Here is a 23,524-nt window from a genome sequence, read left to right as displayed (position 1 = left end):
CCCCTCTCCCGACTTCGTGAGAAGAATAGGAAAAGGGATGGGTTGTTGAAGCTCTGCTAAGGCTGACTTAAGAGCTATGCACTCTATTTTCAAAGAACACTTGAGAAAAAAATCCCGATCCAGAAGGTACTCGGGACCGGAATAATCGAGGGTCAAATATACTAATTTTCTAGCTTCGTGTCAAGAAATTAGAGTCCCTTTTTGAAAAGAATTATTCGACAAATATGTCGTAAATAGGCCTTCTTTTTCATCCCTTTAAGCGGAAAATCAGCGATTTTGAAGTTCCCGCTCCAAAATCCGGTAGACTTCCACCAACGGAATCCTTTTCTCGATTGCGAGCCTCCGGCACTCCTCATACTCGGGAACGAGGCGTTCCTTGCCCTTCAGGGTGATCGCTTTTACCCTTACGGATCCGAGCCGGGTCTCGATCTCGCGCTGAGTCCGGACGAGCGTCCTGCGCTCAACCGGATGGATCCGGATCCCGAGGGTCGTCGTCTGCGCGAAAAAAATCTCCGCAATCGCGTCCAGATTCGAGCGGGCAGCCAATGCCGAGAGAAGAACGCCCGGCCTTCCCTTCTTCATGATGAGCGGCGTGAGGTACGCGTCCTTCGCGCCGTGAGAGAGCAGCTCCTCCAGGATGAACGGATAAATCTCGGGGTTCATGTCGTCGATGTTGGTCTCGACGACGACAAGCTCTTCCTCCTGATTCAGAGGGAGCAGATCGCCGACCATGATCCTCAGGAGGTTCGGCACCTGCGGAATGTCTCGCGTCCCGGCGCCGTAGCCGATCGTCTCGACCCGGAGCCGTTCGCTCGAGAGCACGCCTGAAGACATCGCCTTGATGATCGCCGCCCCGGTCGGGGTGGTAAGTTCGTACGGTATGTCGGTCAGGACGGTGGGGTACCCTCTGAGGATCTCGGTTGCCGCGGGGCCCGGAAGCGGGAGCGTGCCGTGTTCCGTCTTGACGAATCCTCCGCTGCCCAGTTTTACCGGAGAGGAATAGACCGCTTCGATCCCGAATTTCTCGAGACAGATGGCGGCGCCGACAATGTCGACGATCGAATCGAGCGCGCCGACCTCATGAAAATGAATTTTCTCCGGCGTGGAATCGTGGATCTTCGCCTCGGCATCTGCCACGACCCGGAAGATTTTCCCGGCATCCTCCTTCACGCGCGCGGACAACGGACTACGGTCAATCAACTCAAGGATATCCCGGAGGTGGCGGCCGTGCCCGGAGGGGGCGGAGATCGCCACATCCATCCTGACCGCGGTGATTCCGTTTCTCTGGAGATGCGATCCTACGAGCTCCACACCCTGGAGGCCGAGCTTCGCGATCTCTCCGGCGAGGTCGTCGACGGGCAGCCCCGCGCTCACGAATGCGGCAAGCGTCATATCGCCGCTCACGCCGGCAACCGTATCGAAGTATGCGATTCTCATGACAAACGACCGATGATGGAAGAGCGTTTCAGGATGGCGCCTCGCGTCAATCTACAAAACTTTCTCCAGATAGGAAAGGAAGCGGCCGGTGGCGCCGGTATTACGGCAGACGGTCGCAAGCGCCTTCGCCCCCGCCTCCGTCCTCAGCTTGTCGTCGTCGAGCAGCATCCGAAGATGGCGGTAAAAATCGTCCGGGTTCTCTCCGACAAAGGCGGCTTTCTCGACGACGAGCCCGGCGGCTTCCTGTGAGTTCTGATGAACAGGGCCGAACAGAATCGGAATGCCGTAGGCCGCCGGTTCGAGAACGTTGTGCACCCCGCTGCTGAAACTCCCCCCGACATACGCGACGCTTGCGGAGCGGTACAGGGTCATGAGGATCCCGACCACGTCGATGAGAATCAGCTTCTCGTCGCGATACTGGCTCAGGTTCGAGAACCGGATGGACGGGATCCTCCCGTTCAGCTCATATTCGATCCGCTCCAGGGTCTCAAGAGTCGGTTCGTGGGGCACCAGCACGACGCGAAATTCCGGGTGCTCGCCGAAGAGGCGCAGGCATGCCGGAATGAGGACGTCTTCATCCGCCTTCCAGCTGCTGCCGATCACCAGGACCTTTTTCCCCGCGAGCACCTTCGGTTCGATGACCTGGCGGGTGCGGGATTCCGTGCTCCGCTGCCACACCTGATCGTAGCGCGTATCTCCGATCGCCTCGAGAACGGGATGGTCAAGCCGGAATGTCTCAAACGTTTCACGGTCCTCCGGTGAGACTGTCAGGATATAATCGAGCGAGTTATACACGGCGCAGTGGAATTGCCTCAGGAGCGGCCACCTCCGTGTGGAATTCCGGCGAAGGGTGGCGTTCGCGATGAAGGTCGACACTCCCGCACTTCTCAACGCCCAGAGATGGTTGGGCCATATGTCGTACCGCACGATCACCGCCGCGGTCGGGCGGACTAACTCGATAAAGCGCCGGGCGTTTGCCTTCGAGTCGAATGGGATGTAAGCGGTGATATTCGCGAGCTTGTACGTGCGGGAATGCTCGTACCCGGAGGGAGAAAAGAATGTCGCGATGATTTCAACGTCGGGACGGCGCTTTTTCAACTCGGCGATGATCGGCTTCGCCTGCTCGAACTCGCCCATCGACGAAGAGTGGAACCAGATCCGCTTGCTCCCCGGCTTGAGATGCGTCACCTGTTCCTGAAGACGGTCGAGCAACCCCTTGCGCCCCCGGATACCGCGTGCGGCTTTCTTGTCAAAAAGGCCGAGGAGATGGAAGGCGAACCAGGCAAGCGGGATCGCAACATACCGGTAGATGATCGGCCAGAGCATGCCGGGTCAGCCGGCGGGTTGGGATTGTCGCTCGCGGGCGAGCAGGGTTCGTGTCGCGTGGAGAACCTCCTCCACGCCGATCTCCCTCATGCATTTGAAATGACCCTGCGGGCAGCGCTCAAGGCCGATTGGCGAACAGGGGCGGCAGGGCAGTCCGGCTTTTTCCAGGACGATGCTCTCCGTGCGGTAGGGATAGAACCCGAATTCACGCACCGTCGAGCCGAAGATCGCCACAACTTTCTTCCGCCGGGCCGCGGCGATATGCATGATGCCGGTGTCATTGGAAAGAACGAGCGTACAGTGGTCGAGCACTGCGGCTGTTTCAATCAACGATATTCTCCCGGCGAGGCTATCGGCAGCGTTTGTTCCCGCCCCCGCATTGATCATCTGGGCGATGTCACCGCACACATCGGTCTCCTCCCTGCTTCCAAGGACCAGAATTTTCGCCCCCGTCTCCTTCGCAGCCCTTACGCCGAATTCGACGAAGCGCTCCGGCAACCATCGTTTCGTGAAATGTTTCGCCATGGGCGCCACACCGATGACGGTGCCATGCCGTTCGAGCTTGTATTTACCCAACAGGACGGAGACCGATTGCACGATCTCCTCGGGCACGTATATTTCCGATCCGCCCCCGTCGTCCCTGACCCCGAACTTCCGCACTGTCTCGAGGTACCGCTCTGCCACAGGGACCATCCCGTGATAGAAATTGAGTTTAAATCGCACAAGGAAAGAGCGTTCCCCCACTCTCTTGTTTACGACACGCACGTACCGGGCTCCGGAGAACGCGCGAAGGTATCTGCTCCTGAGACTGTTATGGAGATCGACGATCGCATCGTAGCGTTCCCGCCGAATGCCCTCCTTCAACACCTTCAGCTCATCCCGGTCGTCGGATCGTAACTCGATCACCGAGGAGAGGTGGGGATTACACTTGAGCAATTCCGCATATTCGCGCTTCACCATGAAATCGATCTGCGCCACCGGGTAGGCGGTGCGAAGCATCCTGATGAGGGAGGTGGCGAGAACGACGTCTCCCAACGATCCGAAACGGATCAGGAGAATTTTGTTGAGATTGCGCATGGTGGTCGCAGAAACTTACCACTTTTTGAAAGGAGTTGCAAGGAACTGGGGTTGGGGCGGTGGCTGCAGTTCAATTGCCGAACCGAACAGACGCAGCCTGAAGGCTGCGGCTACCAGGTCCGAAACATCGGAAGCCGCGACCAGGCCCGAGGCGTCGGTAGGCGCGACCTTCAGGTCGCGTAACGAGATGGCCACGAAATTCAGCCAGCACCAGCCCCGCCGAGCGCTAACCCGGACTCTGCGTTGATCCCCCGTTGAGCGGCAGGGAAAGTCTTACCGTCGTTCCCTTTTGGAGCACGCTCTCAATCTCGATCCGTCCCTTGTGATCCTCAACTATCTTTTTGACGATCGCCATTCCCAGGCCGGTGCCGTGACTCTTGCCGTATGTCATGAACGGCTCGAATATCTTCTCAAGGACTTCGGGCGGCATTCCGCTTCCGTTGTCGGCGAATTCGATCAGAATCGCCTCCCCCTCGCGGCGCGTGCTGACGTTCAACGTGCCGCCCTCGGGCATGGCGTCCGCCGCGTTCCCCGCAATATTATGGAACACCCGCATGAGCTTGTCCTGATCGGCGCGGATGGTGCCTGAAAACCGCATGTGCGTCGACAATTTGACCTTCCGCTTTGCGAAATCTTTTTCGATGAAGGCAAGCGTCCCTTCCATAAGTTCGCCCACATCCACGTCGTTCAGGTTCATCGTGCTGACGCCCCGGGAAAAATCGAGGATCTCCTGCGTCATATTCACAAACCGGTCGACCTGCCGGATCATTTCGTCGGCAAGCTTCCCTGTCTCCTTGTCGGTGGATTTCCGCTTCATCACCTGCGCGGAAAGGCGCAAGACGCCCATGGGGTTTTTGATGTCGTGGATGATCGTGCTCGCCATTTTGCCCACGGCAGAGAGCGCCTCGTTCTGGACCATCGTCTGCGCAAGCATGGCGTTCTCCACCGCGATCGCCGCGTGGATCGAAAGTCCGTCGATAAATTCCTCATCCTCCCGCGTGAACGCCCCGCCGGATTTGTTCAGGAGCTGAAAGACGCCGATGATCGTCCCCTCCTTGTTCTTCATCGGCATGGACAGGATCGTTTTTGTCCGGTATCCCGTCCTCCGGTCGATCTCGGCGTTGAACCTCGGATCGGCGTAGGCGTCGGGGATGTTGATCGTCTCCCCGGTGACCGCAACGTACCCGGCGATTCCCTTCCCCATTGGCAGACGGATTTCAATTCTGGAAGCCCCCTGCGTGACTTTCGACCAGAGCTCGTTCTTCTCCTCGTCGAGGAGGTAGAGCGTCCCCCGGTCGGCCTGAACCGTCGACGCGGCCGCGCTGAGGATCAGTTCGAGAAGGCGGTCGGTATCGAGCGTGGAGTTCACGATCTTCGTCGCTTCCACGAGCCTGTGGACCTTGTTCAATTGTAGCCGGAGCTCGCTGAGATTCGATTCCTCCCGCCCTACATAGGCCGAGTTTCCGCCCCGCACACGCAGCGCGAGCATGCGGAGAAGGTTCGAGCAAAATGCCGGGCTCTGATCGAGGAGTTTGCGAAACTCGGCGACGGGAAGGCGGATAACGGTGCAGGTCGAAGCGGCGATGGCGGATGCGGAGCGGAGCCGTTCATCGATCAGGTCGAGCTCCCCGAAGGAATCGTTGGCGTTGAGCGTCCCGATGACGATTTCTTCGCCCGACGACGTCAACTTCGAGATCCGGACGCTCCCGGCGACGAGGAGATAGAGACAATCGCCCTCGCTTCCGTCTTTGAAGATCATCTCGCCGGCGCCATACTGAACTTCGCTGAGAGATTTGGCCGCGGCGTTCAAGAGGGCATCATCGACAGACTCGAAGAGGAGGTTGTAACGGATCTTATTCAGCAGGGAAACGCCCGTCCCCATTCAGACATCCCCTCCGCTCTTTCGGTGATCTTCCTTGAACCTGCGTTCTCGCATACGTACGGGCAAAATATAAAATGGCGTTCTGAGAATCAAGGGGGTAAGAGATTTCTGCGTTTAGGGGCCTCTCCCTCAAGGAAAGATTGAGGACGGTGAAACATCGGGCCTTTTGCTCCGTATTCCACTATAAAGAGAGCGTTCTATTTAATGAAAACCATTTTGCATCTTTTTCCCCGGTCCGATGGCTACCGTCCATCCCTGATCTTGTTTGCGTTTATTCTCCTGCTTTTGATCACGCCGGCATACGTGCTTGCCGGTGAACACCTCATTATTCAGCTCAAGGATTTCGACCAGACCGAGCTCAAGGCGGCCGCGTTTACGCTTCAAAACGACGCGCATATCCACATCCGCGGGCTCGGGGCCGGCGACGAGAAACGCTACAAGAAATCCGGCGGCGATCTCTTTGCCTACGGATGGATTATCGACGCGAACACGCGCGCCCTCGTCTGGAGGATGGACCGCGATAACACTTCGCGCGAGAAGGAAGACAGGCTCTTCGACTCGGAGATCTCCCTGAGGAAAGGGAGTTACGAGGTTTACTACTCCGCGTATGCATTCAGCGCGCACTCTCCGTTTTTCAACATCACGATTAATATCGATCGCCGTAAAGACAATCATTCGCTCGATCCGGATAAGAAACGGGGCTTTTTCGGCTGGTTCCATGAACTGTTCGGCGGGGATTTCGACAAAGAGTGGAAACGCCGCTCGAAGAACTGGGGGCTCGAGCTCTACGCGCCCGACGGCGGTCCGGAGGTGACGATGTATAACCCTCCCAGCGAATTCCCCAGGACGCTGTTCCGGGCGATCCGCCTCGGTGAAAACGAACACATCCGGCAGGACTTTTCTCTCAGCAGGCCGGTCTCGCTCCGCATTTACGCCCTCGGCGAGATGCAGCAGGGGAACGACCCGGTCGATTTCGGCTGGATCGTCGATGCGCAGACGCACAAGCGCGTCTGGGATATGGAGCGTACCAATCTCAACCCCGCAGGCGGCGACGAAAAGAACGTGAAATTTGACGGAAACGTCAAGCTCCCGGCGGGAGATTTCATCCTCTATTATAATACGGACGATTCGCACTCGTTCGTCGACTGGAATGCGGCCCCCCCGGAAGACCCCTTCAACTACGGAGTGACTCTCCTCTCTCTCAATGAGGCCGATAAAACGGCGTTTAAGCTCTCCGAGCCGAAGAAGGAACGGAATATCGTGGTTCAGCTGACCAGGGTCGGAAACGATGAAAAACGCTCGGCGAGTTTCACGCTGAACGCTCCGGCAGAACTTCGCGTCTATGTTCTGGGGGAGCGCGGAAATTCGAGCCGGCAGATGGCGGACTTCGGATGGATCATCAACGCGAACACCCGCGAGAAGGTCTGGACGATGGATGTCGACGAAACAGAGCACGCGGGCGGGGGCGAGAAGAACCGGATGATCGACGAGGTCATCAAGCTTCCCAAGGGGACCTATACCGTCTACTACCAGACGGATGACTCCCACGCCTACAATGAGTGGAATGCGCCGCCCCCCTTCGACCCCGAACACTGGGGCATCACGATATCCGGCGAAGGCGAGAACTTCAGCATGCATAATGTGGAAACGAACGTCAGTCCGAAGCAGGCCGGTGTCATATCCCAGATCATCCGCGTCGAAGACAACGCCAAGCTGACCGAACATTTCCGGCTCGACAAGCCGACGCATGTCCGCATCTATGCCATCGGCGAAGGTCAAAACAACGAAATGAACGATTATGGATACATCGAGGATGCAAACAACGGAAAAGTCATCTGGGAAATGACCTATTCGATGACATTCCACGCGGGCGGCGGAAGAAAAAACCGGATGGTGAACACGACCCTGCTGCTGGACAAAGGCGATTACAAACTGCACTATGTTTCGGACGATTCTCACTCCTACGACCACTGGAACACCGACCCTCCCGACGACCCCACCATGTGGGGGATAACCCTCTACAAAGAACAATAAGAACCTTATCGCTCCTTTCTACCGCAGCGTTTCCTGGAAGTAAGTTTTCCTTTTTTGAACAGATAAAATGCAGCCTAAAGGCTGCGGCTACCGATGCCCGGGGCCTGGTAGCCGCGACCTTCAGGTCGCGAACGATGAGGCGACGAAACTGAGCCAGTACGTATGAACCCGTTGACTTTTCGACACGTTCTTTCTACATTTCCTCGCGCACTCGCACAGCAACCCAGTCGCCACACTCGAGGAGAATACAAATGAACGGTATCGATCGGAGGACATTTCTCAAGCAATCGGCGCTCACGGGCGCCGGCGCTCTCGGCGCCGCGGCGTTGAACAAGTCTCTCTTCGCCGGGCCTTCCAGCCCTCCTCTCCCGAAACCGTTCGCGATCTGCAGCGGCAACGGCGTCAAGGCGATCGAGAAGGTGATGGAGGTGATCCACCAGGGGAACGACGCCCTCGATGCCGTCATCGCGGGAGTCAATATTGTCGAGAACGACCCCGAGGATACGAGCGTGGGGTACGGCGGGCTGCCGAACGAAGAGGGTGTGGTTGAGCTGGATGCCGCCGTATTGCACGGGCCGTCCTACCGGGGAGGAGCCGTCGCTGCGATCCGGAATATCAAGACCCCCTCGATCGTCGCACGCGCCGTGATGGAGCGCTCGAACCATGTCCTCCTCGTCGGAGAGGGAGCGTTGAAATTCGCAAGGGCGCACGGATTTCAGGAAGATAATCTGCTGACTGACAAGTCTCGCGAGGCATGGCTGAAGTGGAAGGAGAATCTGAGCTCCAAAGACGACTGGCTTCCGCCCCATTCGATCGAAGACCGTGAGATCGGAGCTCTGCATGAGGCCAGCGCAAGGCATTATGGAACAATCCATTGCGGCGCGATCGATCAGAAGGGAAATATCTCTTGCGTCACGACCACGAGCGGGCTCGCGTTTAAGATCCCGGGAAGGGTCGGGGATTCCGCCATCATCGGAGCCGGACTTTACTGCGACAACGAGGTCGGCTCAGCCGGTTCGACGGGGCGGGGCGAGGCAAACCTCTTAAACTGCAGCTCCGTTATGATTGTCGAATGGATGCGGCAGGGAAAATCGCCGGATGAGGCGTGCCTTCTCGCGTGCAAACGCATTAACGACCGCACGCGCGAAAAAAGGTTCCAGGACAACCAGGGCAGGGTGAATTACGACGTCAAGTTCTTCGCTTTCAACAGAAGGGGTGAACACGGTGGCTGCTCGATCTGGAGCGGCGGCGACTATCTTGTGCACGACGGGACGACAATGCATAAGGTGGAATTCCCCTACCTCTTCAAGCAGAAGTAGCGGTTTGCTTACTCCGTGGCGACGGATCCCTTGCGACTCAACACGGTTTTGTTTATTATTCTCTTGAAAAGGCCATCACAGACTCCAAACCGATGATCTTCCCGATTTCCCCGCTTTCAGTACAGGCGAAAACTCCTACAAAACACGAGGAGTTTGAGAAGGAAGCGGTCCCACATATGGACGTGCTCTACAACTACGCCCTCCGGATGACATCGAACCCGGACGATGCGAAAGACCTCGTCCAGGAAACTTTTCTGAAGGCTTACCGCTTCTGGGATAAATACGAAAAGGGAACTAATATACGGGCATGGCTGTTCCGTATAATGAAGAATTCGTACATCAACCGTTACCGGAAAGAGACCAAGGAACCGGAAACAGTCGATTACAATGACATCCAGAATTTTTATCACACGATCAGATACGAGTCTTCCGATCCGAACGATCTCCAGGAAAAGATCTTCGGAGGCCTTTTGGAAGACGATGTCGCCCGCGCGCTTGAATCGCTTCCCGAGGATTTCCGCACCGTCGTTATTCTCTGCGACATCGAAGGATTGAGTTACGAAGAGATCGCCGAATTCGTCAACTGCCCCATCGGCACAGTACGTTCCCGCCTCCACCGCGGCCGCCACATGTTGAGAGCGAAGTTGTTCGAGTATGCGAAAAAACGCGGCTACGTGCCGCACGACTGACTCACTTTCGGAACTCACTTATCGATCATTGATAGAAGGTACTAAACCAACGTGGATTGCAACGAAATTCAAGATCTGATCACCGCGGAGATCGACGGGGAGCTCGCGGAAGAATCAAAGGCCCCGCTTCGGGAACATCTCAGCATCTGCCCGAAGTGCAAGGCGGAGTACGAGCTCGAACTCTCTACGAAAGCGTTTCTCAGACGCCGCCTCCAGCGCGCCGAAACCCCGTCCCTCCTCCGGCAACAAATCACCACAGAACTCGCGGCGATGTCCCCCTCCGGAACGGGCTTCCGGGATTGGCTCGAGTGGTTCGGTCAACTCACCGCGCGGCGCTCGTCACGGGTAACCCTGGCTCTCGGGTCGGCGCTGGCCGTCATTCTGATCCTCCTGATGGTTACCCCTTCGAAACCCCGGCACCTTCACACTTCCCCGGATGACGCGAACATCATCCACCAGGCATACAACAATTTTGACGGGTTGCTGGCCGGGACACTCTCCCCCCAGGTTTCGTCCGACGATCCGGCGGTGATCAGGAATTTTTTCGCCTCCCGTGTGAATTTCAACGTCAATTGCCCGAAGCACAAGCGCTTTAAGCTGGTCGGAGGGGGCTGTTCAAAGTACAACAACGAGCCCGTCGCCAACGTCGTCTATAAAAAAGGGAGGGATATCATTTACCTCTACGAAGCAAATTACCGGTGCGTTGCCAACGGCGCGCATCTGAACCTCCCCCCGGAGGCGCTGAGCCAGCTTCGGACTACCGGCTGGTATGTCGAGAACCACCAGCCCGATTGCACGCTGGCAATCTGGCTCGTCGACTCGACGGTTTGTTGCGCGATCGCGGATATGAGCCAGGACAACCTCCTCGCCTTCCTCAAGGACGGGGAATGATGCGCATCCACCTCCGCAGTGTTGTCTTCACTTTCGTTCTACTCTTCGTACTCATTTCCGGTTGTGCCAGACGGGAAGCCCGCACCGCCGGGACACAGCCTCCGGCGACGGGCGGCACAGTCGCCGACGTGATGAACGTCGTCAAGCGCCCCGAACACGCCCCGAACTTTTCCTGGAAGGATAGCGCCGGAAAGACGATCGATTTTGACTCCTTCCACGGCAAGGTGACGTTTATTAACTTCTGGGCGACCTGGTGCGGTCCGTGCAAGAAGGAGCTCCCCGATCTTGTCGCTCTCAGCAGGGAACTTGCGAGCCGCGATGTCAGGTTCATCGGAGTTTCCACCGACCGGGGGCCGAACATCATTGAGGACGTCCGTTCTTTCGTCACCGAGCAGGGGATCCCCTACCCGATCGTCATCTCGAACGACGACCTGGAAGAAGCGTTCGGAAGTCCCCGCGCGATTCCCACCTCCTTCATCGTCGATGCCGACGGAAAGATTGCCAAGACAATCGTCGGCCTGCAGTCGAAAAAAGCTCTCACAGACGCGATCACTGCCGTCCTTAAATGACGGTCCTGTCTCTCCGGGATGGCGTTTCCGCGCACCTGACCTGTTCCTTCCCCCGCAGGGCTCTTTACCACTGATGGATCAAAAACGCACGGAGATATCTTCCGTCGGCGAGTTCGGATTGATCGAACGCATCCGGCAGCTGACTCAATCCCCCGGCGAAGGGGTGCGGCTGCGTGAACACCTGGTGCAGGGAATCGGAGACGACGCCGCGGTCTACCGCCCCACGCAGGGAACGGTCGAACTGATCACGATCGACACGTTTCTCGAGGGCGTTCACTTCGATCTTACCTATACGTCGTTCCGCCATCTCGGATGGAAGGCGGTCGCCGCGAGTCTCAGCGACATCGCCGCGATGGGCGGCCTCCCCCGGTATGTCCTTCTGACACTCTCACTCCCCGCGAAGATCTCCGTCGAGATGGTTGAGGAATTCTACGGCGGCGCTTCATTCGCCTGCAAAAAGTATTCCTGCCTGATCGTCGGCGGGGACACCTCCAGCTCACCCGCGAACCTGATGGTCTCTTCGACCGTGGTCGGCGAGGCGCCTGAGACCGCGCTCATCTATAGGAAGGGGGCGAAGGCCGGCGACTATGTCTGCGTCACCGGGCATCTCGGGGCGTCCATCGCGGGTTTGAAAGTCCTGCAGAGGGAGAAGAGCCGGTTCCTCGCCGCTCGCGACACCGGAACATTCCAACCCGACCTTGAGCCGTACAAAACGGTCATCGAAAAGCATCTCATGCCGAAACCCCGGTTCGATATCTCGAAAATCCTCACGTCGAGGGTCAAGGTTCATTCCATGATCGATATCAGCGACGGTCTCGCCTCGGAGATACACCATCTCTGCGCGGCCGGCGGTGTGGGCGCATCTGTCTACGAGCACAATTTGCCGATCGATTCGGTCACGCAACGGATCGCGGAGGAGTTTTCGGCTCCTGTCACGGATTACGCTCTCTACGGCGGTGAGGAGTACGAATTACTCTTCACGATCGACGAAGAAGAGTATAAGAAACTTGAGATTTTGACGAACGACGTTTCGATCATCGGAAGGATTACGAAGGCTGGGGACGGAATCGTCGTCGTACGGGAGCAGGGGGAGAGCGAGCCCCTCCGGGCCGCCGGCTGGAACCACTTTCCGAAGTAGAGATCCAAACAAATATTCCGCTCCTCTCCGGCAACGCATGAAAAATATCGGCGATTTCCTCGGACTCCGCCGGAACATCCTTGTGATGCTTGCCGGAGTCTTCGCGCTTGGTCTCGGCGAGGAATTGTGGTCGCGCTTCATGCCAAAATATCTGGAGACCCTCGGTGCCGGGATCGGGATCGTCGGCGTGTTTGGAACCGTGAGAGATCTGCTGGACGCTCTCTATCAATATCCGGGAGGATGGCTCGCGGACCGGCTCGGACACCGCCGGTCGTTGATGGTCTTCGCGCTTCTCGCCGGAGCGGGATACGGCATTCTCATGCTGAGCCAGGGTTGGGGGTTGATCCTTGTCGGAATGGTTTTCATCATGGCCTGGGGGAGTTCCGCCCAGCCCGCGATCTTCGCCGTCATCGGGGATAATCTCCCGGCAACCCGCCGTTCGATCGGATTTGGAGTCCAATCGATCCTGAAACGCATCCCGGTCGTGGTCGCTCCGGTCCTCGGAGGGTGGTGTATCGTGCGCTTTGGCCTCGGAACCGGGATGAAGCTCGGGTTTGCAATTTCGCTCGTTCTTGCCGGCGTCGCCGTTCTCATCATCCATCTCTATTATAGAGACGCCCCCGCCACACCCCCCGGCAGCACTTCACCCATGCAGGTCTGGCGGGGATTCGACTCCCGTCTGAAACGATTGCTCGTCGCCGATTGTTTTGCCCGGTGGGCCGAAGGGATTCCGGATGTCTTCATCGTCCTCTACGCCATCAATGTACTCCGGTACGACGCCCTGCAGTTCGGGACGTTCATCAGCATTCAGATGCTGACATCCATAGCGCTTTACATCCCGATTGCAAAGCTTTCGGACAGAAGAAACCGGTTTCCGTACGTGCTGCTCACATTCGTGTTCTTCGCGCTCTATCCCCTCTCGATTCTCGCCGCGGGCGGATACGTGTTCACGCTCCTCGCATTCGTGGTGGGCGGATTGAGGGAAATCGGCGAGCCGGCGAGGAAAGCGATGATCGTCGACTTCGCGACGCAGGGATCGCGGGGCCGTGTGGTGGGGTTGTACTATTTTCTGCGCGGCATGTGCGTGTTCCCCGCTTCCCTCGCGGGCGCATGGTTGTGGAACCTCAATCCCCGCCTCCCGTTCTTCGTTGCATTTCTCGCGGGAGGCTGCGGCGTACTTCTGTTCGCCGCCCTCAGCCGGTTCGCCCCGCCGCCGAAGATCGAAATGCAGGAGAGTCTCACGTAAGAGAGATCGGCTTCTCATGAGAACAGAGAAAGGAACATCCGCATGAAATGGCTTTGTCTTATTGTAACCGCAGCATGTATCCATTATTGTGTCGCTCTCTCACAATCGCCCGACTGGGGAAAGGTGGAGCAGATTTTCGGCCGGAAGGGATCCGTCTCCGGCAGTATCCTCAAAGTAACGTTTCCGCGATCCGACCTGCACGTGAAGATCGGAGAGGTCGCGGTCGAACCCGGCCTGGCTCTTACCTCCTGGGTTGGGTTCAGCCCGATGGAAGGCGCAACAATGATGATGGGCGATCTTGTCCTCCTGGAATCCGAAGTCAAGCCGTCCATGGATGCATTAGTCGCACACGGGTTGGAGGTGACCGCCCTCCACAACCACGTTCTCGCCGAGCAGCCTCCCGTCATGTACATGCATTTCGGCGGGATGGGTGATCCGGTAACACTCGCCGAAGCCATCAAGGATGTCCTCACGAAAACCGGCACTCCCACGGGCCCACCCCCTCTCCGCCCCGAACCCTTGAGCATCCCCGAATGGCCCGGTGTGGATTCGATCATCGGCTATAAGGGGAATCGCAACGGCAGATTGCTCCAGTTCGGAATCCCCCGCGGAGATACCATCATCGAAAACGGGATGGTGATTTCCCCCGCGATGGGAATGGCCATCGCGATCAACATTCAGAGCCTGGGAACGACCGCTGCGACGACGGGAGATTTCGTGTTAACTGCCGGTGAAGTAAATCCGGTTCTGAAGGCCCTCACCGCTCATGGAATTGCGGTGACGGCGTTACATAGTCACATGCTTGATGAATCCCCGCGGCTATTGTTCATGCATTTTTGGGGAGTCGACGATCCCAGGAATCTTGCGAGGGGATTGAGAGCCGCGCTTGACAAGGTGAATCTGGCGCGGAAGAGATGAGGCGGGGAGGGCCGGTCACATCGCCGGTCCGGGCGTTGGCGTTCTTATCGGTGGGAGATCAGGGAGCGAGCCTCCGAATGCTCCACGACCCGTCCTGTTCCAGCAAATACTCGATACGATCATGAAGCCGGGCGTCCCTCCCCTCCCAGAACTCGATTCTCGACGGGCTCAGCCGGTACCCTCCCCAGTGCGGCGGACGCGGAACCGGGGTATCGCGGTAGCGGCGGTCAAATTCTTGAAAGGCTTTCTCGAGCGTCTCCCGATCGGGGATGACCTTACTCTGCGGCGAAGCAAGGGCGCCGACCTGGCTTTCGCGCGGTCTCGACGCAAAGTACTCGTTCGACTCCTCTGCCGTTACCATGGTGAGGGAGCCTTCAATCCGGACCTGGCGGTGGAGTTCCCGCCAGAAGAAGACGAGCGCTCCGAGGGGGTTTCTCTCCAGCTCTTCGCCTTTCCGGCTGGAATAGTTTGTGTAGAAAACGAATCCCCGGTCGTCGACCTCCTTGAGCAACACGATACGGACGGCGGGCTTTCCATCGGGTGTCGCCGTCGCAAAAGCCATCGCGTCGGCAAAGGATTCTTTCGAGCGAAGCGCGTCCGCGTACCATTCCTTGAACTGATTGATCGGATTGCGATCGATCGTCCGTTCATCCAAACCGTTTGTGTTCATTTCGCCTTTCATTGCGTTCATTCTCTGGCAATATACTGATTAATTGTGTATTTTTGAATAATGAAAAAATTTGGCTCGATCGTCTCCGTGATTGCTGCTCTCACGATCCTTCCGGTTCACAATGCGACTGCGCAATCAATACACCCGTCAGCCGTTGCCGGCGAAATAATCCAATTGCCGGGCGAGATCCCTCTCACGCCGGGCGTGATCAACCTCTGGGGGGTCGAGATCCTGCATCGTGATACGGCTCTGGCGGTCGGAGACGCTGGTGTGATCAAAAAGAGCGAGGACGGCGGCTACACCTGGGAAACGCAGTATCAGGCGGGCGGCACCTCGAACATCCTCCTTGCGGTTTCGTATGTGGACAGCCTCACAGCGACGGCGGTCGGCGCGAACGGCACCATACTGAAGACAATAGATGCCGGGGTGACCTGGACTCCCCAGACAAGCGGGACAAAGGACGCGCTGTTTGCGGTCTCGTTCGTCGATACTTCCACCGGGACAGCCGTCGGAGATCACGGGTTTATCTGTCATACCACCGACGGCGGCGCCACCTGGATCCAACAGGACAGCGGCAAAGCCTATCCGCTTCTCGGTGTCGCATTTACCGACGGGCTCAACGGAACGGCTGTCGGCGGCGGGGGAACGATCCTCCATACCACCGACGGCGGCGCCACCTGGCCAGGCCAATCGAGCGGAGTGCTGAATTATCTTTATGGCGTCTCCTTCAGCGACCCGAATCACGGAACCTCGGTCGGGACGATGGGAACAATTCTTCGCACCACAAACGGGGGAGCAATCTGGTCTCCCCAGACAAGCGGCACTCTGAGCTATTTTTATGCTGTCTCCTTCAGCGATGCAAATACCGGATTTGCGGTGGGCAGCGGCGGGATCATTAAGCGGACGACGGACGGTGGAAACGATTGGACGATCATTCCGAGCGGCACTGGACAGAATCTCTATGCGGTTTCGTTTACGGACACGAACCGGGCAATAGCGGTAGGCGGGAACGGTACCATCGTTCTCCTGACCGATACAGGCCGGGTTGTAACGGGAGTAAAGGGCCCGGCGGCGGATCTGCCCGGGCGCTTCGACCTCCGGCAGAATTTTCCCAATCCGTTTAACCCCCTGACTACGATCACCTTTGAGATAGGAGCGGGCAGCAATGTCACCCTCAAGGTGTACGATCTCCTGGGGAGGGAAATCGCAACGCTCGTGGATGGAGAGATGAGCCCCGGGAGTTACACCAGGACTTTCGACGGAAGCAACCTGGCAAGCGGCGTCTATTATTACAGGCTCAATGCGGCCGGCAACCCGGCCGGCCCGAATTCTTCCCTGACCAGAAAATTCCTATTGCTCAAGTGACCTGCTATGACTCCCATTAAAGGATCTTCACCCCCGGAGGTAGGCGCCGAGCACATCGCTCATTGCCGCAAGATCCTCCTGAAGGAATTCCTCCCGAGGGTCCGGGTCTGTCTCGAAGCGCTCGATGAACCCGACGTCTGGTGGCGGGCCCATGAGACGGACAACAGCATCGGCAATCTTATCCTTCATCTCTCGGGAAATATCCGGCAATGGATCGTTTCGGGATTAGGAGGGGAAACCTACGCGCGCGATCGTCCCGGAGAATTCTCGGAACGCGGACCGATCCCGAAAGCGGAACTGCTGCAACGAATCGAAGCGACGCTCAACGATGCGGACCGGGTGCTGATGGAATTTGATCTCTCCCGGCTCCTGGAGGTGAGACACTTTCAGAAATGGGACCACACCTGTCTCTACGCCATCTCGCACATCGTGGAGCATTTCGCGGAGCACCTGGGGCAGATTATTTATATTACGAAATTGCGGACCGGGAAGGACCTGAAGTTTTTCAATCTCTGAGGGGGGCCCCGGGAGCCCGTACTACAACAGATCCTTTCGGAGGCTCTCGATTTCCGGCTTCGTGAGCGCCCGATGTTCACCCGGGCGCAGACCTCCGATTTCAAGCCGTCCGATGCGTATGCGCACAAGGCGGAGAGTAGGATGTCCCACTGCCGCGGTCATTTTCCTCACCTGGCGGTTTCTCCCCTCCCTCAATGTAATCTGAATCCATGTGACCGGTATGTTCTTGCGATATCGGATCGGCGTGGAGCGGGGGGCGATCGGGGGTTCCGCTCCGAGCTTTTTGACTTCCGCCGGAAGAGTCTTCCGGCCCTCGAGTGTCACGCCTTTGGCCAACCGGGCGAGCGCATCGGGAGAAGGCAAACCTTCGATCTGGACGAGGTACGTGCGCGGATGCCTGAACTTCGGGTCGAGGAGCTTGTGTTTGAGCCGGCCGTCGTTCGTAAGGAGTATGAGCCCCTCGCTGTCGGCATCGAGCCGCCCGGCCGGGTAGACGTCCGTGGGAAACGGCCCGTACCAGGCAAGCGTCTCTCTGTCGTCGTTTCCTGTGAACTGGCACAGAGTGCCGTAGGGTTTGTTGAGGAGTATGTAATGAAATTCGTTCAATAAGCGCTTTTGGACGCGATGCAAGACCTCATATCGGGTTCCTACCAATGTGCATATTGCGGAGAAGAAAACGAAATTTCTGTCGATCCTTCCGGCGGACCCAGGCAGTCGTATACTGAGGATTGCTCGGTCTGCTGCCGGCCGAATGTGATCCACATTACAATTTCCGGGGGAGAAAATATCTCAATCCGTGCCGAACAGGAGGGATAAATCCCTCACCTGGGCCGATTGCCCCTTCCGCGCCTCCCTACCCGGTGACCTCCCCCACAACCCGTGACCATACGCACAGTCTCCTCCTTGCTTTGTTATTTAATTAGCGGAGTGATTTTAATTCAGGAGATCAGTGCATGAAACGTCGATATCAGCTCCAGGTGCTTACCCGCGAACAGCGGTTGTATATGGAGTGCGTACTCCTCCACGAGATGGAGAAGCAATCCTGGTACGGAATCGTGTTTCTTGAATTGTGGAAATCCGAAAGTTTCATCTGCATCCACTGAACCGAAGGGCCGCCCATGAAACATTGGACACTTGCTGCTTTTCTTACCGGACTTCTTCTCGTTCCACTGTTTCTGCGCCGTCTGAAACACCACGCGGCGATTGAGACCCTGAGCTCGGATCAGCGGTACACCATCGACGATTTTATCTCGGATCAGGAAAGTTTGATTTAACGCCATTTTCTTGGGGGCGACTGGGGGCGGCTCAGGCCGCCCTTTTTTATTTTCCCCCGGAAGTAACCCCCTCTGACCTCCTTCCCCTCGGGTTGCATCGGAGCACCTTCCTCTGTATATTTTGCCATCAAGATTCAGTGAGAGGGAGTAATCATGTCCAAAGGCCGGATGGAGGCGTTCAGCGATGGAGTCATCGCCATCATCATTACCATCATGGTCCTTGAATTCAAAGTGCCCCAGGATGCGACTCTTTCCGTGCTCCGCCCCCTGATACCTCCCTTTCTCTGCTATGCCTTCAGCTTTCTTTTCCTCGGGATCTATTGGAACAACCACCATCATATGCTCCAGGCGGTCAAGCACGTCAACGGCCGCGTTCTCTGGGCTAATGCGCACCTTCTGTTCTGGCTATCGCTGACTCCGTTCGTGACCGCGTGGATGGGTGAAAATAGCTTTGCACCCTGGCCCGTCGCATTGTATGGCGTCGTCCTTCTCTGTGCGGCCGTGGCCTACTTCATCCTGGCAAAAACTCTGGTTCATCTGCACGGCCGCGAGTCCGTCCTGGCGACTGCTCTCGGCAGCGACTTTAAAGGGAAGATCTCGATTCTGTTTTATGCGGCCGGAATCGTGCTCACTTTCGTGAACGCGTGGTTCGGGTTCGCATTGTACTCCCTGGTTTCGATTATGTGGCTGATCCCGGACAGGAGGATCGAAAAAAACCTGGTCGATTGACCCCCGGACACCCCCGCGACCTGAAGGTCGCGGCTACCGGTCACTCGGGCCTGGTAGCCGCAGCCTTGAGGCTGCGTTTTTTTGGCTCGGCCGTTGGAATTCAGCCGCCGCCCGCGACCCTATTCCGTTGATATTCGTCCGAAATCTCTCTATCTTTCCGCACGTTCATGAAAACGATCAAGCCACGAGCGTTGCGACGGGGGGATGTCATCGGCATTTGTTCGCCGGCAAGCGCCCCTGCTACTGACGACGCCCTCGCGCGCGGGATACGATACCTTGAAGGCAACGGCTACCGCGTCGAACTGGGAAAGAACGTTTCCCTCAAGCGCGGCTATCTCGCGGGAACCGACACACAACGGGCCGCGGATGTAAACGAGCTCTTCGGAAACAGGAAGGTCAAGGCGATTATAGCGGCGCGGGGCGGGTATGGCTCGCAACGCATCCTGCCATACCTGGAATACCGCCTCATCAGAAAACATCCCAAGATTTTTGTCGGGTACAGCGATCTCACCGCACTGCAACTTGCCCTCCTGACCCGAACCGGCCTCCTCACGTTTTCAGGACCCATGGTGGCGTCGGAGCTCTCATCAGGATTCCGCGGAGATTCCGAAGATTGGTTTTGGCGCTGTCTGACTTCCGCGAAACGGCTTCCGTCGATTCGCACCGGGAAGGCGGGCAAACCCGGGAGGGGCGGTCGCACGACGGGCGAAGGCCGCTTGATCGGCGGCAATCTGACCATGGTAGCTGCGTCGGTCGGGACCCCCTACTTTCCGGATATCTCCCCCTCTCTTCTTCTCCTCGAAGAAATCGATGAGCGCCCCTACCGGGTCGACCGGATGTTGCGTCAGATCCGTCTCGCCGGGATTCTTTCGAAGGTAAAAGGGATCGTGCTCGGCGGGTTCACCGGCTGCAAGCCGGACCCGGGGAAGCCGTCCCTCACCCTGCAGCAGATTTTCGACGAAACCTTCGGCGAGAGCGGATGTCCGGTGGTCCGGGGATTACGGTACGGGCACGTGAAAAACTTCCTCACGATGCCCGTCGGGATCCGGGTCAGGGCGGACGCAGGGAGGGGCAGAATCGTGTTCTTAGAATCTGCGGTTTCGTAAATTTTTGTGATCCTCCTCTCAGGATTGATTGACTCTTCAGGGGAATATCGTTAAATTGTCCAAAAATCGGCAGAGAGTCGGACGTTGACCGGGAAGTTACGCATTGCAGTTTTTGCATCGGGAAGAGGATCGAATTTGAAGGCAATTCTGGACGCAATCGACTCGGGATTCATTCCGGATGCCCAAATTGCGCTCGTAATCAGCAACAACTCGGATTCCGGCGCTCTCCAAATCGCCCGGTCACGTTCCATAGCCGGCCTCCACCTCAGCCGAAAGCAGTTCGACTCCGACGATTCGTTCGTTCGAACGCTCCTCTCCCGGCTCGAGGAGCACCGGGTCAATTTCATCGTCCTTGCCGGCTACATGAAAAGGATTCCCGCCGCGATCGTCCAGGCCTTCCGGGACCGCATCATCAACATTCACCCCGCCCTTCTTCCCTCATTCGGAGGACCCGGCATGTACGGGCGGTTCGTGCACGAAGCGGTGATCAGAAGCGGGGTAAGCTTCTCGGGTGCCACGGTGCACGTCGTCGACGAAGAATACGACCGCGGGAGAATCATCTTGCAGCGATCGATCTCCCTCGATCCTGGCGAAACCCCCGACACGCTCGCCGCGAAGATCTCGTCGATCGAGCATGAACTCTATCCCGAAGCGATCCGGTTGATTGCCGAGGGGAAGGTCATCATCGGAAAAGGACACGCCCTGACCGAAAGCGAAGCATGAATCTTGTCCAGATCAAACGCGCGCTCATCAGCGTTTCGGACAAGAGCGGCATCGTTGAATTAGCCTCGAGCCTGAGCCGCCGCGGGGTCGAAATCATCTCCACTGGGGGGACTCTGAAAACCCTCCGGGATGCCGGGATCCCGGCGCGGTCCGTCTCTGAGGTCACCGGTTTCCCCGAGATTCTGGACGGCCGGGTGAAAACCCTTCACCCCGCCATCCATGCCGCCCTTCTTGCGGTCACCGAAAATCCGGCCCATCAGGAGCAACTCGCGGAGCTCGACATCACACCGATCGATCTCGTCGTCGTCAACCTCTACCCTTTCGAGAAAACTGTCGCCCATAACGGCATCTCGCTCGATCAGGCGATCGAGCAGATCGATATCGGCGGCCCGACGATATTGCGCGCGGCTGCGAAGAATTTCAAGTATAAGGCCGCCCTCGTGAACCCGGCCCGGTACGGAGAACTCATCGCGGAGATGGAAAAAAACGACGGCGCGCTCCCTGAAACACTCCGGTTCGAACTGGCCCGGGAAGTTTTCAGGCATACCGCCCGGTACGATAGCGTGATCGCCGAATACCTCGGCCACCGCACCGGCGGAGCGGGCGAGAATACGCTCCCCGAGCTTCTTTCCATGGTCCTCCCCAAATCCGAAGAGTTGCGGTACGGAGAAAACCCTCACCAAGCCGCCGCACTCTATGGAGAGTTCAGGAATTTCTTCCGGCAGCTTCACGGGAAAGAGCTTTCCTACAATAATATCGTCGATATCGAGGCGGCTGCACGGCTGACTGAAGAGTTCTCCGAGCCCACCGTCGCGATCATCAAGCACACGAATCCCTGCGGCGCGGGCTCGGGCGAAAACCTCGCCGCGGCGTACGAGAAAGCCCTTGCGACCGACTCAAAATCGGCGTTTGGGGGAATCGTCGCCGTCAACAAGCCGCTCGACATGGCGACCGCTCTCCTGATCGACAAAGTCTTCACGGAAGTGATTGTCGCGCCCGACTTTCCCGCCGACGTTCTCGAGGTATTAAAGAAAAAGCGGGACCGGCGTTTGATCCGGCAAACGGGGAAGCTCGGATCCGGGAAGGAATGGATGATCAGGAGCGTCGCCGGTGGAGTGCTTGTGCAGACATCCGACGACATGACGCTTGCGCCCGAAAAGTTGAAGGTTGTCACGAAACGCGCGCCGACACCGGATGAGGAGAGCGGATTGCAATTCGCCTGGCGCGTCGCAAAGCACGTGAAGTCGAACGCCATCGTCTACGCCCGGAAGGACCGGACACTCGGTATCGGAGCGGGTCAGATGTCGCGCTTCGATTCCTCGCGCCTTGCCGCCATGAAGGCGGGCGAGGCCGGCCTCGACCTCCGGAACAGCTCCGTCGCATCCGACGCCTTTTTCCCCTTTGCAGACGGGTTGATCGAAGCGGTCAAGGCGGGCGCCACGGCCGTGATTCAGCCCGGAGGCTCGGTTCGCGACGAGGAGGTCATCTCGGCCGCGGACGCGAACGGGATCGCGATGCTCTTCACCGGGATCAGGCACTTCAAACATTAATATCATTCATTCAACATTTGAGGCACAATGAGCCTTCTTTCACTCTTCTCGGCTGATCTGGCGATCGATCTCGGCACGGCGAACACCCTTATCCATATGAAGGGCAAGGGGATCGTTCTCAACGAGCCTTCGATCGTGGCGTTCGACCGGAACACGAAAAAGATCGTCGCCATCGGCAACGAGGCCCGCGAGATGCTGGGCAGGACGCATCGCGACATCCGGACGATCCGTCCCATGAAAGACGGGGTCATCGCCGATTTCGAGATCGCGGAAGGGATGCTGCGCGAGTTCATCAAAAAGATCCACTCGAACTGGCTCCCCAGCCGGCGGATTGTCGTTTGCGTGCCGAGCGGTGTCACGGAGGTTGAGAAGCGCGCGGTGCGCGATTCCGCAGAGCATGCCGGCGCGAAGGAGGTCCATCTCATCGCGGAACCGATGGCCGCCGCCATCGGGATCGGCCTCGACGTCGACGCCCCCGCGGGGAACATGATCGTCGATATCGGCGGAGGAACGACGGAGATCGCAGTCATCGCCCTCTCCGGCATCGTGAACGAGGAATCGATCCGCATCGCCGGCGACGAGATGAACAATGCGATCATCCAGTTTTTCAAAAAGAACCATAACATCCTCATCGGCGAACGGACCGCGGAAGCGATCAAGTGCGAAGTCGGCTCGGCGATGCCGCTCAAGGAGGAGATTACCATCCAGGTGAAAGGTCGCGACCTGGTCAACGGCATACCGAAAACCACCGAGGCGAGCTCCGTTGAAATCCGTGAATCGCTGAACGAATCGGTCCAGCAGATCGTCGACGCCGTGAAGCTGACGCTCGAGCGAACGCCTCCGGAACTCTCCGCGGATATCCTCGACCGGGGGATCATGCTCTCGGGCGGGGGAGCGCTCCTGAAGCAGCTCGACGAACGCCTCCGGCTTGAGACGAGCCTGCCGGTCTATGTCGCCGACGATCCGTTGACGGCCGTCGTGCGCGGCACCGGGAAGGTGCTCGAACATCTGAGCCACTACTCCAAGGTCCTCATGAAGAGCAGGAGATATTGATTCCACCCATCC

The 23,524-nt window shown here is 57.8% G+C and carries 23 protein-coding genes; 17 read left to right on the top strand and 6 right to left on the bottom strand.

What is annotated here, in order from left to right:
- Positions 1-267 precede the first annotated feature (267 nt).
- The 4 genes from larC to VI215_05400 all read right to left on the bottom strand — a co-directional run bounded on the left by larC (position 268) and on the right by VI215_05400 (position 5,722).
- Positions 268-1,437 (bottom strand): nickel pincer cofactor biosynthesis protein LarC, encoded by a 1,170-nt coding sequence (larC, locus tag VI215_05415; protein ID HEY6191753.1) that lies wholly within the window; start codon positions 1,435-1,437, stop codon positions 268-270.
- A 51-nt stretch (positions 1,438-1,488) separates the two neighbouring features.
- Positions 1,489-2,763, bottom strand: coding sequence for a glycosyltransferase N-terminal domain-containing protein (locus VI215_05410; GenBank protein HEY6191752.1), 1,275 nt, complete (start codon positions 2,761-2,763; stop codon positions 1,489-1,491).
- Positions 2,764-2,769: 6 nt separating this feature from the next.
- Positions 2,770-3,840 carry a glycosyltransferase family 9 protein gene (locus VI215_05405; GenBank protein HEY6191751.1) on the bottom strand — a complete coding sequence of 357 codons (1,071 nt, stop codon included), beginning with the start codon at positions 3,838-3,840 and terminating at the stop codon, positions 2,770-2,772.
- 226 nt (positions 3,841-4,066) lie between these two features.
- The gene (locus VI215_05400; protein HEY6191750.1) at positions 4,067-5,722 is read right to left on the bottom strand and encodes an ATP-binding protein; all 1,656 of its coding nucleotides are present in this window, start codon (positions 5,720-5,722) and stop codon (positions 4,067-4,069) included.
- 204 nt (positions 5,723-5,926) lie between these two features.
- On the opposite strand from VI215_05400, the gene VI215_05395 reads away from it, so the two are divergent.
- From VI215_05395 to VI215_05360, 8 genes are all read left to right on the top strand, one after another.
- Positions 5,927-7,756 carry a hypothetical protein gene (locus tag VI215_05395; GenBank protein HEY6191749.1) on the top strand — a complete coding sequence of 610 codons (1,830 nt, stop codon included), beginning with the start codon at positions 5,927-5,929 and terminating at the stop codon, positions 7,754-7,756.
- Between the two features lie 251 nt (positions 7,757-8,007).
- Positions 8,008-9,075, top strand: coding sequence for a N(4)-(beta-N-acetylglucosaminyl)-L-asparaginase (locus VI215_05390; protein HEY6191748.1), 1,068 nt, complete (start codon positions 8,008-8,010; stop codon positions 9,073-9,075).
- 176 nt (positions 9,076-9,251) lie between these two features.
- A complete protein-coding gene (locus VI215_05385) occupies positions 9,252-9,764 on the top strand; it encodes a sigma-70 family RNA polymerase sigma factor (GenBank protein HEY6191747.1) in 513 nt (170 codons plus the stop codon).
- 51 nt (positions 9,765-9,815) lie between these two features.
- Positions 9,816-10,655 carry a zf-HC2 domain-containing protein gene (locus VI215_05380; protein ID HEY6191746.1) on the top strand — a complete coding sequence of 280 codons (840 nt, stop codon included), beginning with the start codon at positions 9,816-9,818 and terminating at the stop codon, positions 10,653-10,655.
- Entirely contained in the window at positions 10,652-11,224 is a 573-nt protein-coding gene (locus VI215_05375) for a TlpA disulfide reductase family protein (GenBank protein HEY6191745.1), read from the top strand. The genes VI215_05380 and VI215_05375 overlap by 4 nt, the downstream gene beginning before the upstream one ends.
- Before the next feature lie 73 nt (positions 11,225-11,297).
- Positions 11,298-12,362 (top strand): thiamine-phosphate kinase, encoded by a 1,065-nt coding sequence (gene thiL, locus VI215_05370; protein ID HEY6191744.1) that lies wholly within the window; start codon positions 11,298-11,300, stop codon positions 12,360-12,362.
- A gap of 37 nt (positions 12,363-12,399) precedes the next feature.
- Positions 12,400-13,608 (top strand): MFS transporter, encoded by a 1,209-nt coding sequence (locus VI215_05365; protein HEY6191743.1) that lies wholly within the window; start codon positions 12,400-12,402, stop codon positions 13,606-13,608.
- A 42-nt stretch (positions 13,609-13,650) separates the two neighbouring features.
- Positions 13,651-14,526: a DUF1259 domain-containing protein gene (locus VI215_05360; protein HEY6191742.1), complete on the top strand. Its 876-nt coding sequence runs from the start codon at positions 13,651-13,653 to the stop codon at positions 14,524-14,526.
- Between the two features lie 58 nt (positions 14,527-14,584).
- Here the strand turns inward: VI215_05360 and pdxH are convergent, their stop codons facing one another.
- Positions 14,585-15,208 carry a pyridoxamine 5'-phosphate oxidase gene (gene pdxH, locus VI215_05355; GenBank protein HEY6191741.1) on the bottom strand — a complete coding sequence of 208 codons (624 nt, stop codon included), beginning with the start codon at positions 15,206-15,208 and terminating at the stop codon, positions 14,585-14,587.
- 48 nt (positions 15,209-15,256) lie between these two features.
- Here pdxH and VI215_05350 point away from each other — a divergent pair, with 48 nt between their 5' ends.
- The gene (locus VI215_05350) at positions 15,257-16,561 is read left to right on the top strand and encodes a YCF48-related protein (protein ID HEY6191740.1); all 1,305 of its coding nucleotides are present in this window, start codon (positions 15,257-15,259) and stop codon (positions 16,559-16,561) included.
- 6 nt (positions 16,562-16,567) lie between these two features.
- Positions 16,568-17,077, top strand: a complete 510-nt coding sequence (locus VI215_05345; GenBank protein ID HEY6191739.1) for a DUF1572 family protein — start codon at positions 16,568-16,570, stop codon at positions 17,075-17,077.
- A 21-nt stretch (positions 17,078-17,098) separates the two neighbouring features.
- Here the strand turns inward: VI215_05345 and VI215_05340 are convergent, their stop codons facing one another.
- The gene (locus VI215_05340; protein HEY6191738.1) at positions 17,099-17,683 is read right to left on the bottom strand and encodes a pseudouridine synthase; all 585 of its coding nucleotides are present in this window, start codon (positions 17,681-17,683) and stop codon (positions 17,099-17,101) included.
- Between the two features lie 18 nt (positions 17,684-17,701).
- Here VI215_05340 and VI215_05335 point away from each other — a divergent pair, with 18 nt between their 5' ends.
- The 7 genes from VI215_05335 to VI215_05305 all read left to right on the top strand — a co-directional run bounded on the left by VI215_05335 (position 17,702) and on the right by VI215_05305 (position 23,512).
- Positions 17,702-17,893, top strand: coding sequence for a CPXCG motif-containing cysteine-rich protein (locus VI215_05335; GenBank protein ID HEY6191737.1), 192 nt, complete (start codon positions 17,702-17,704; stop codon positions 17,891-17,893).
- 137 nt (positions 17,894-18,030) lie between these two features.
- Positions 18,031-18,180 carry a hypothetical protein gene (locus tag VI215_05330; protein HEY6191736.1) on the top strand — a complete coding sequence of 50 codons (150 nt, stop codon included), beginning with the start codon at positions 18,031-18,033 and terminating at the stop codon, positions 18,178-18,180.
- 324 nt (positions 18,181-18,504) lie between these two features.
- Complete coding sequence (locus tag VI215_05325) at positions 18,505-19,080, top strand: TMEM175 family protein (GenBank protein ID HEY6191735.1); 576 nt, start codon at positions 18,505-18,507, stop codon at positions 19,078-19,080.
- Positions 19,081-19,247: 167 nt separating this feature from the next.
- Positions 19,248-20,186, top strand: coding sequence for an LD-carboxypeptidase (locus VI215_05320; GenBank protein ID HEY6191734.1), 939 nt, complete (start codon positions 19,248-19,250; stop codon positions 20,184-20,186).
- A gap of 84 nt (positions 20,187-20,270) precedes the next feature.
- Positions 20,271-20,909, top strand: coding sequence for a phosphoribosylglycinamide formyltransferase (gene purN / locus VI215_05315; protein ID HEY6191733.1), 639 nt, complete (start codon positions 20,271-20,273; stop codon positions 20,907-20,909).
- On the top strand, positions 20,906-22,459 hold the full coding sequence (gene purH / locus VI215_05310) for a bifunctional phosphoribosylaminoimidazolecarboxamide formyltransferase/IMP cyclohydrolase (protein HEY6191732.1): 1,554 nt from the start codon (positions 20,906-20,908) through the stop codon (positions 22,457-22,459). Before purN ends, purH begins: the two co-directional genes overlap by 4 nt.
- A 27-nt stretch (positions 22,460-22,486) precedes the next feature.
- Positions 22,487-23,512 (top strand): rod shape-determining protein, encoded by a 1,026-nt coding sequence (locus tag VI215_05305; protein ID HEY6191731.1) that lies wholly within the window; start codon positions 22,487-22,489, stop codon positions 23,510-23,512.
- Positions 23,513-23,524: the final 12 nt, after the last annotated feature.

The organism is Bacteroidota bacterium (assembly GCA_036522515.1).
Taxonomy (GTDB): domain Bacteria; phylum Bacteroidota; class Ignavibacteria; order UBA10030; family SZUA-254; genus VBOC01.
Note: the sequence above shows the minus strand (reverse complement) of the source record. Positions and strands in the feature narration are given on the sequence as shown.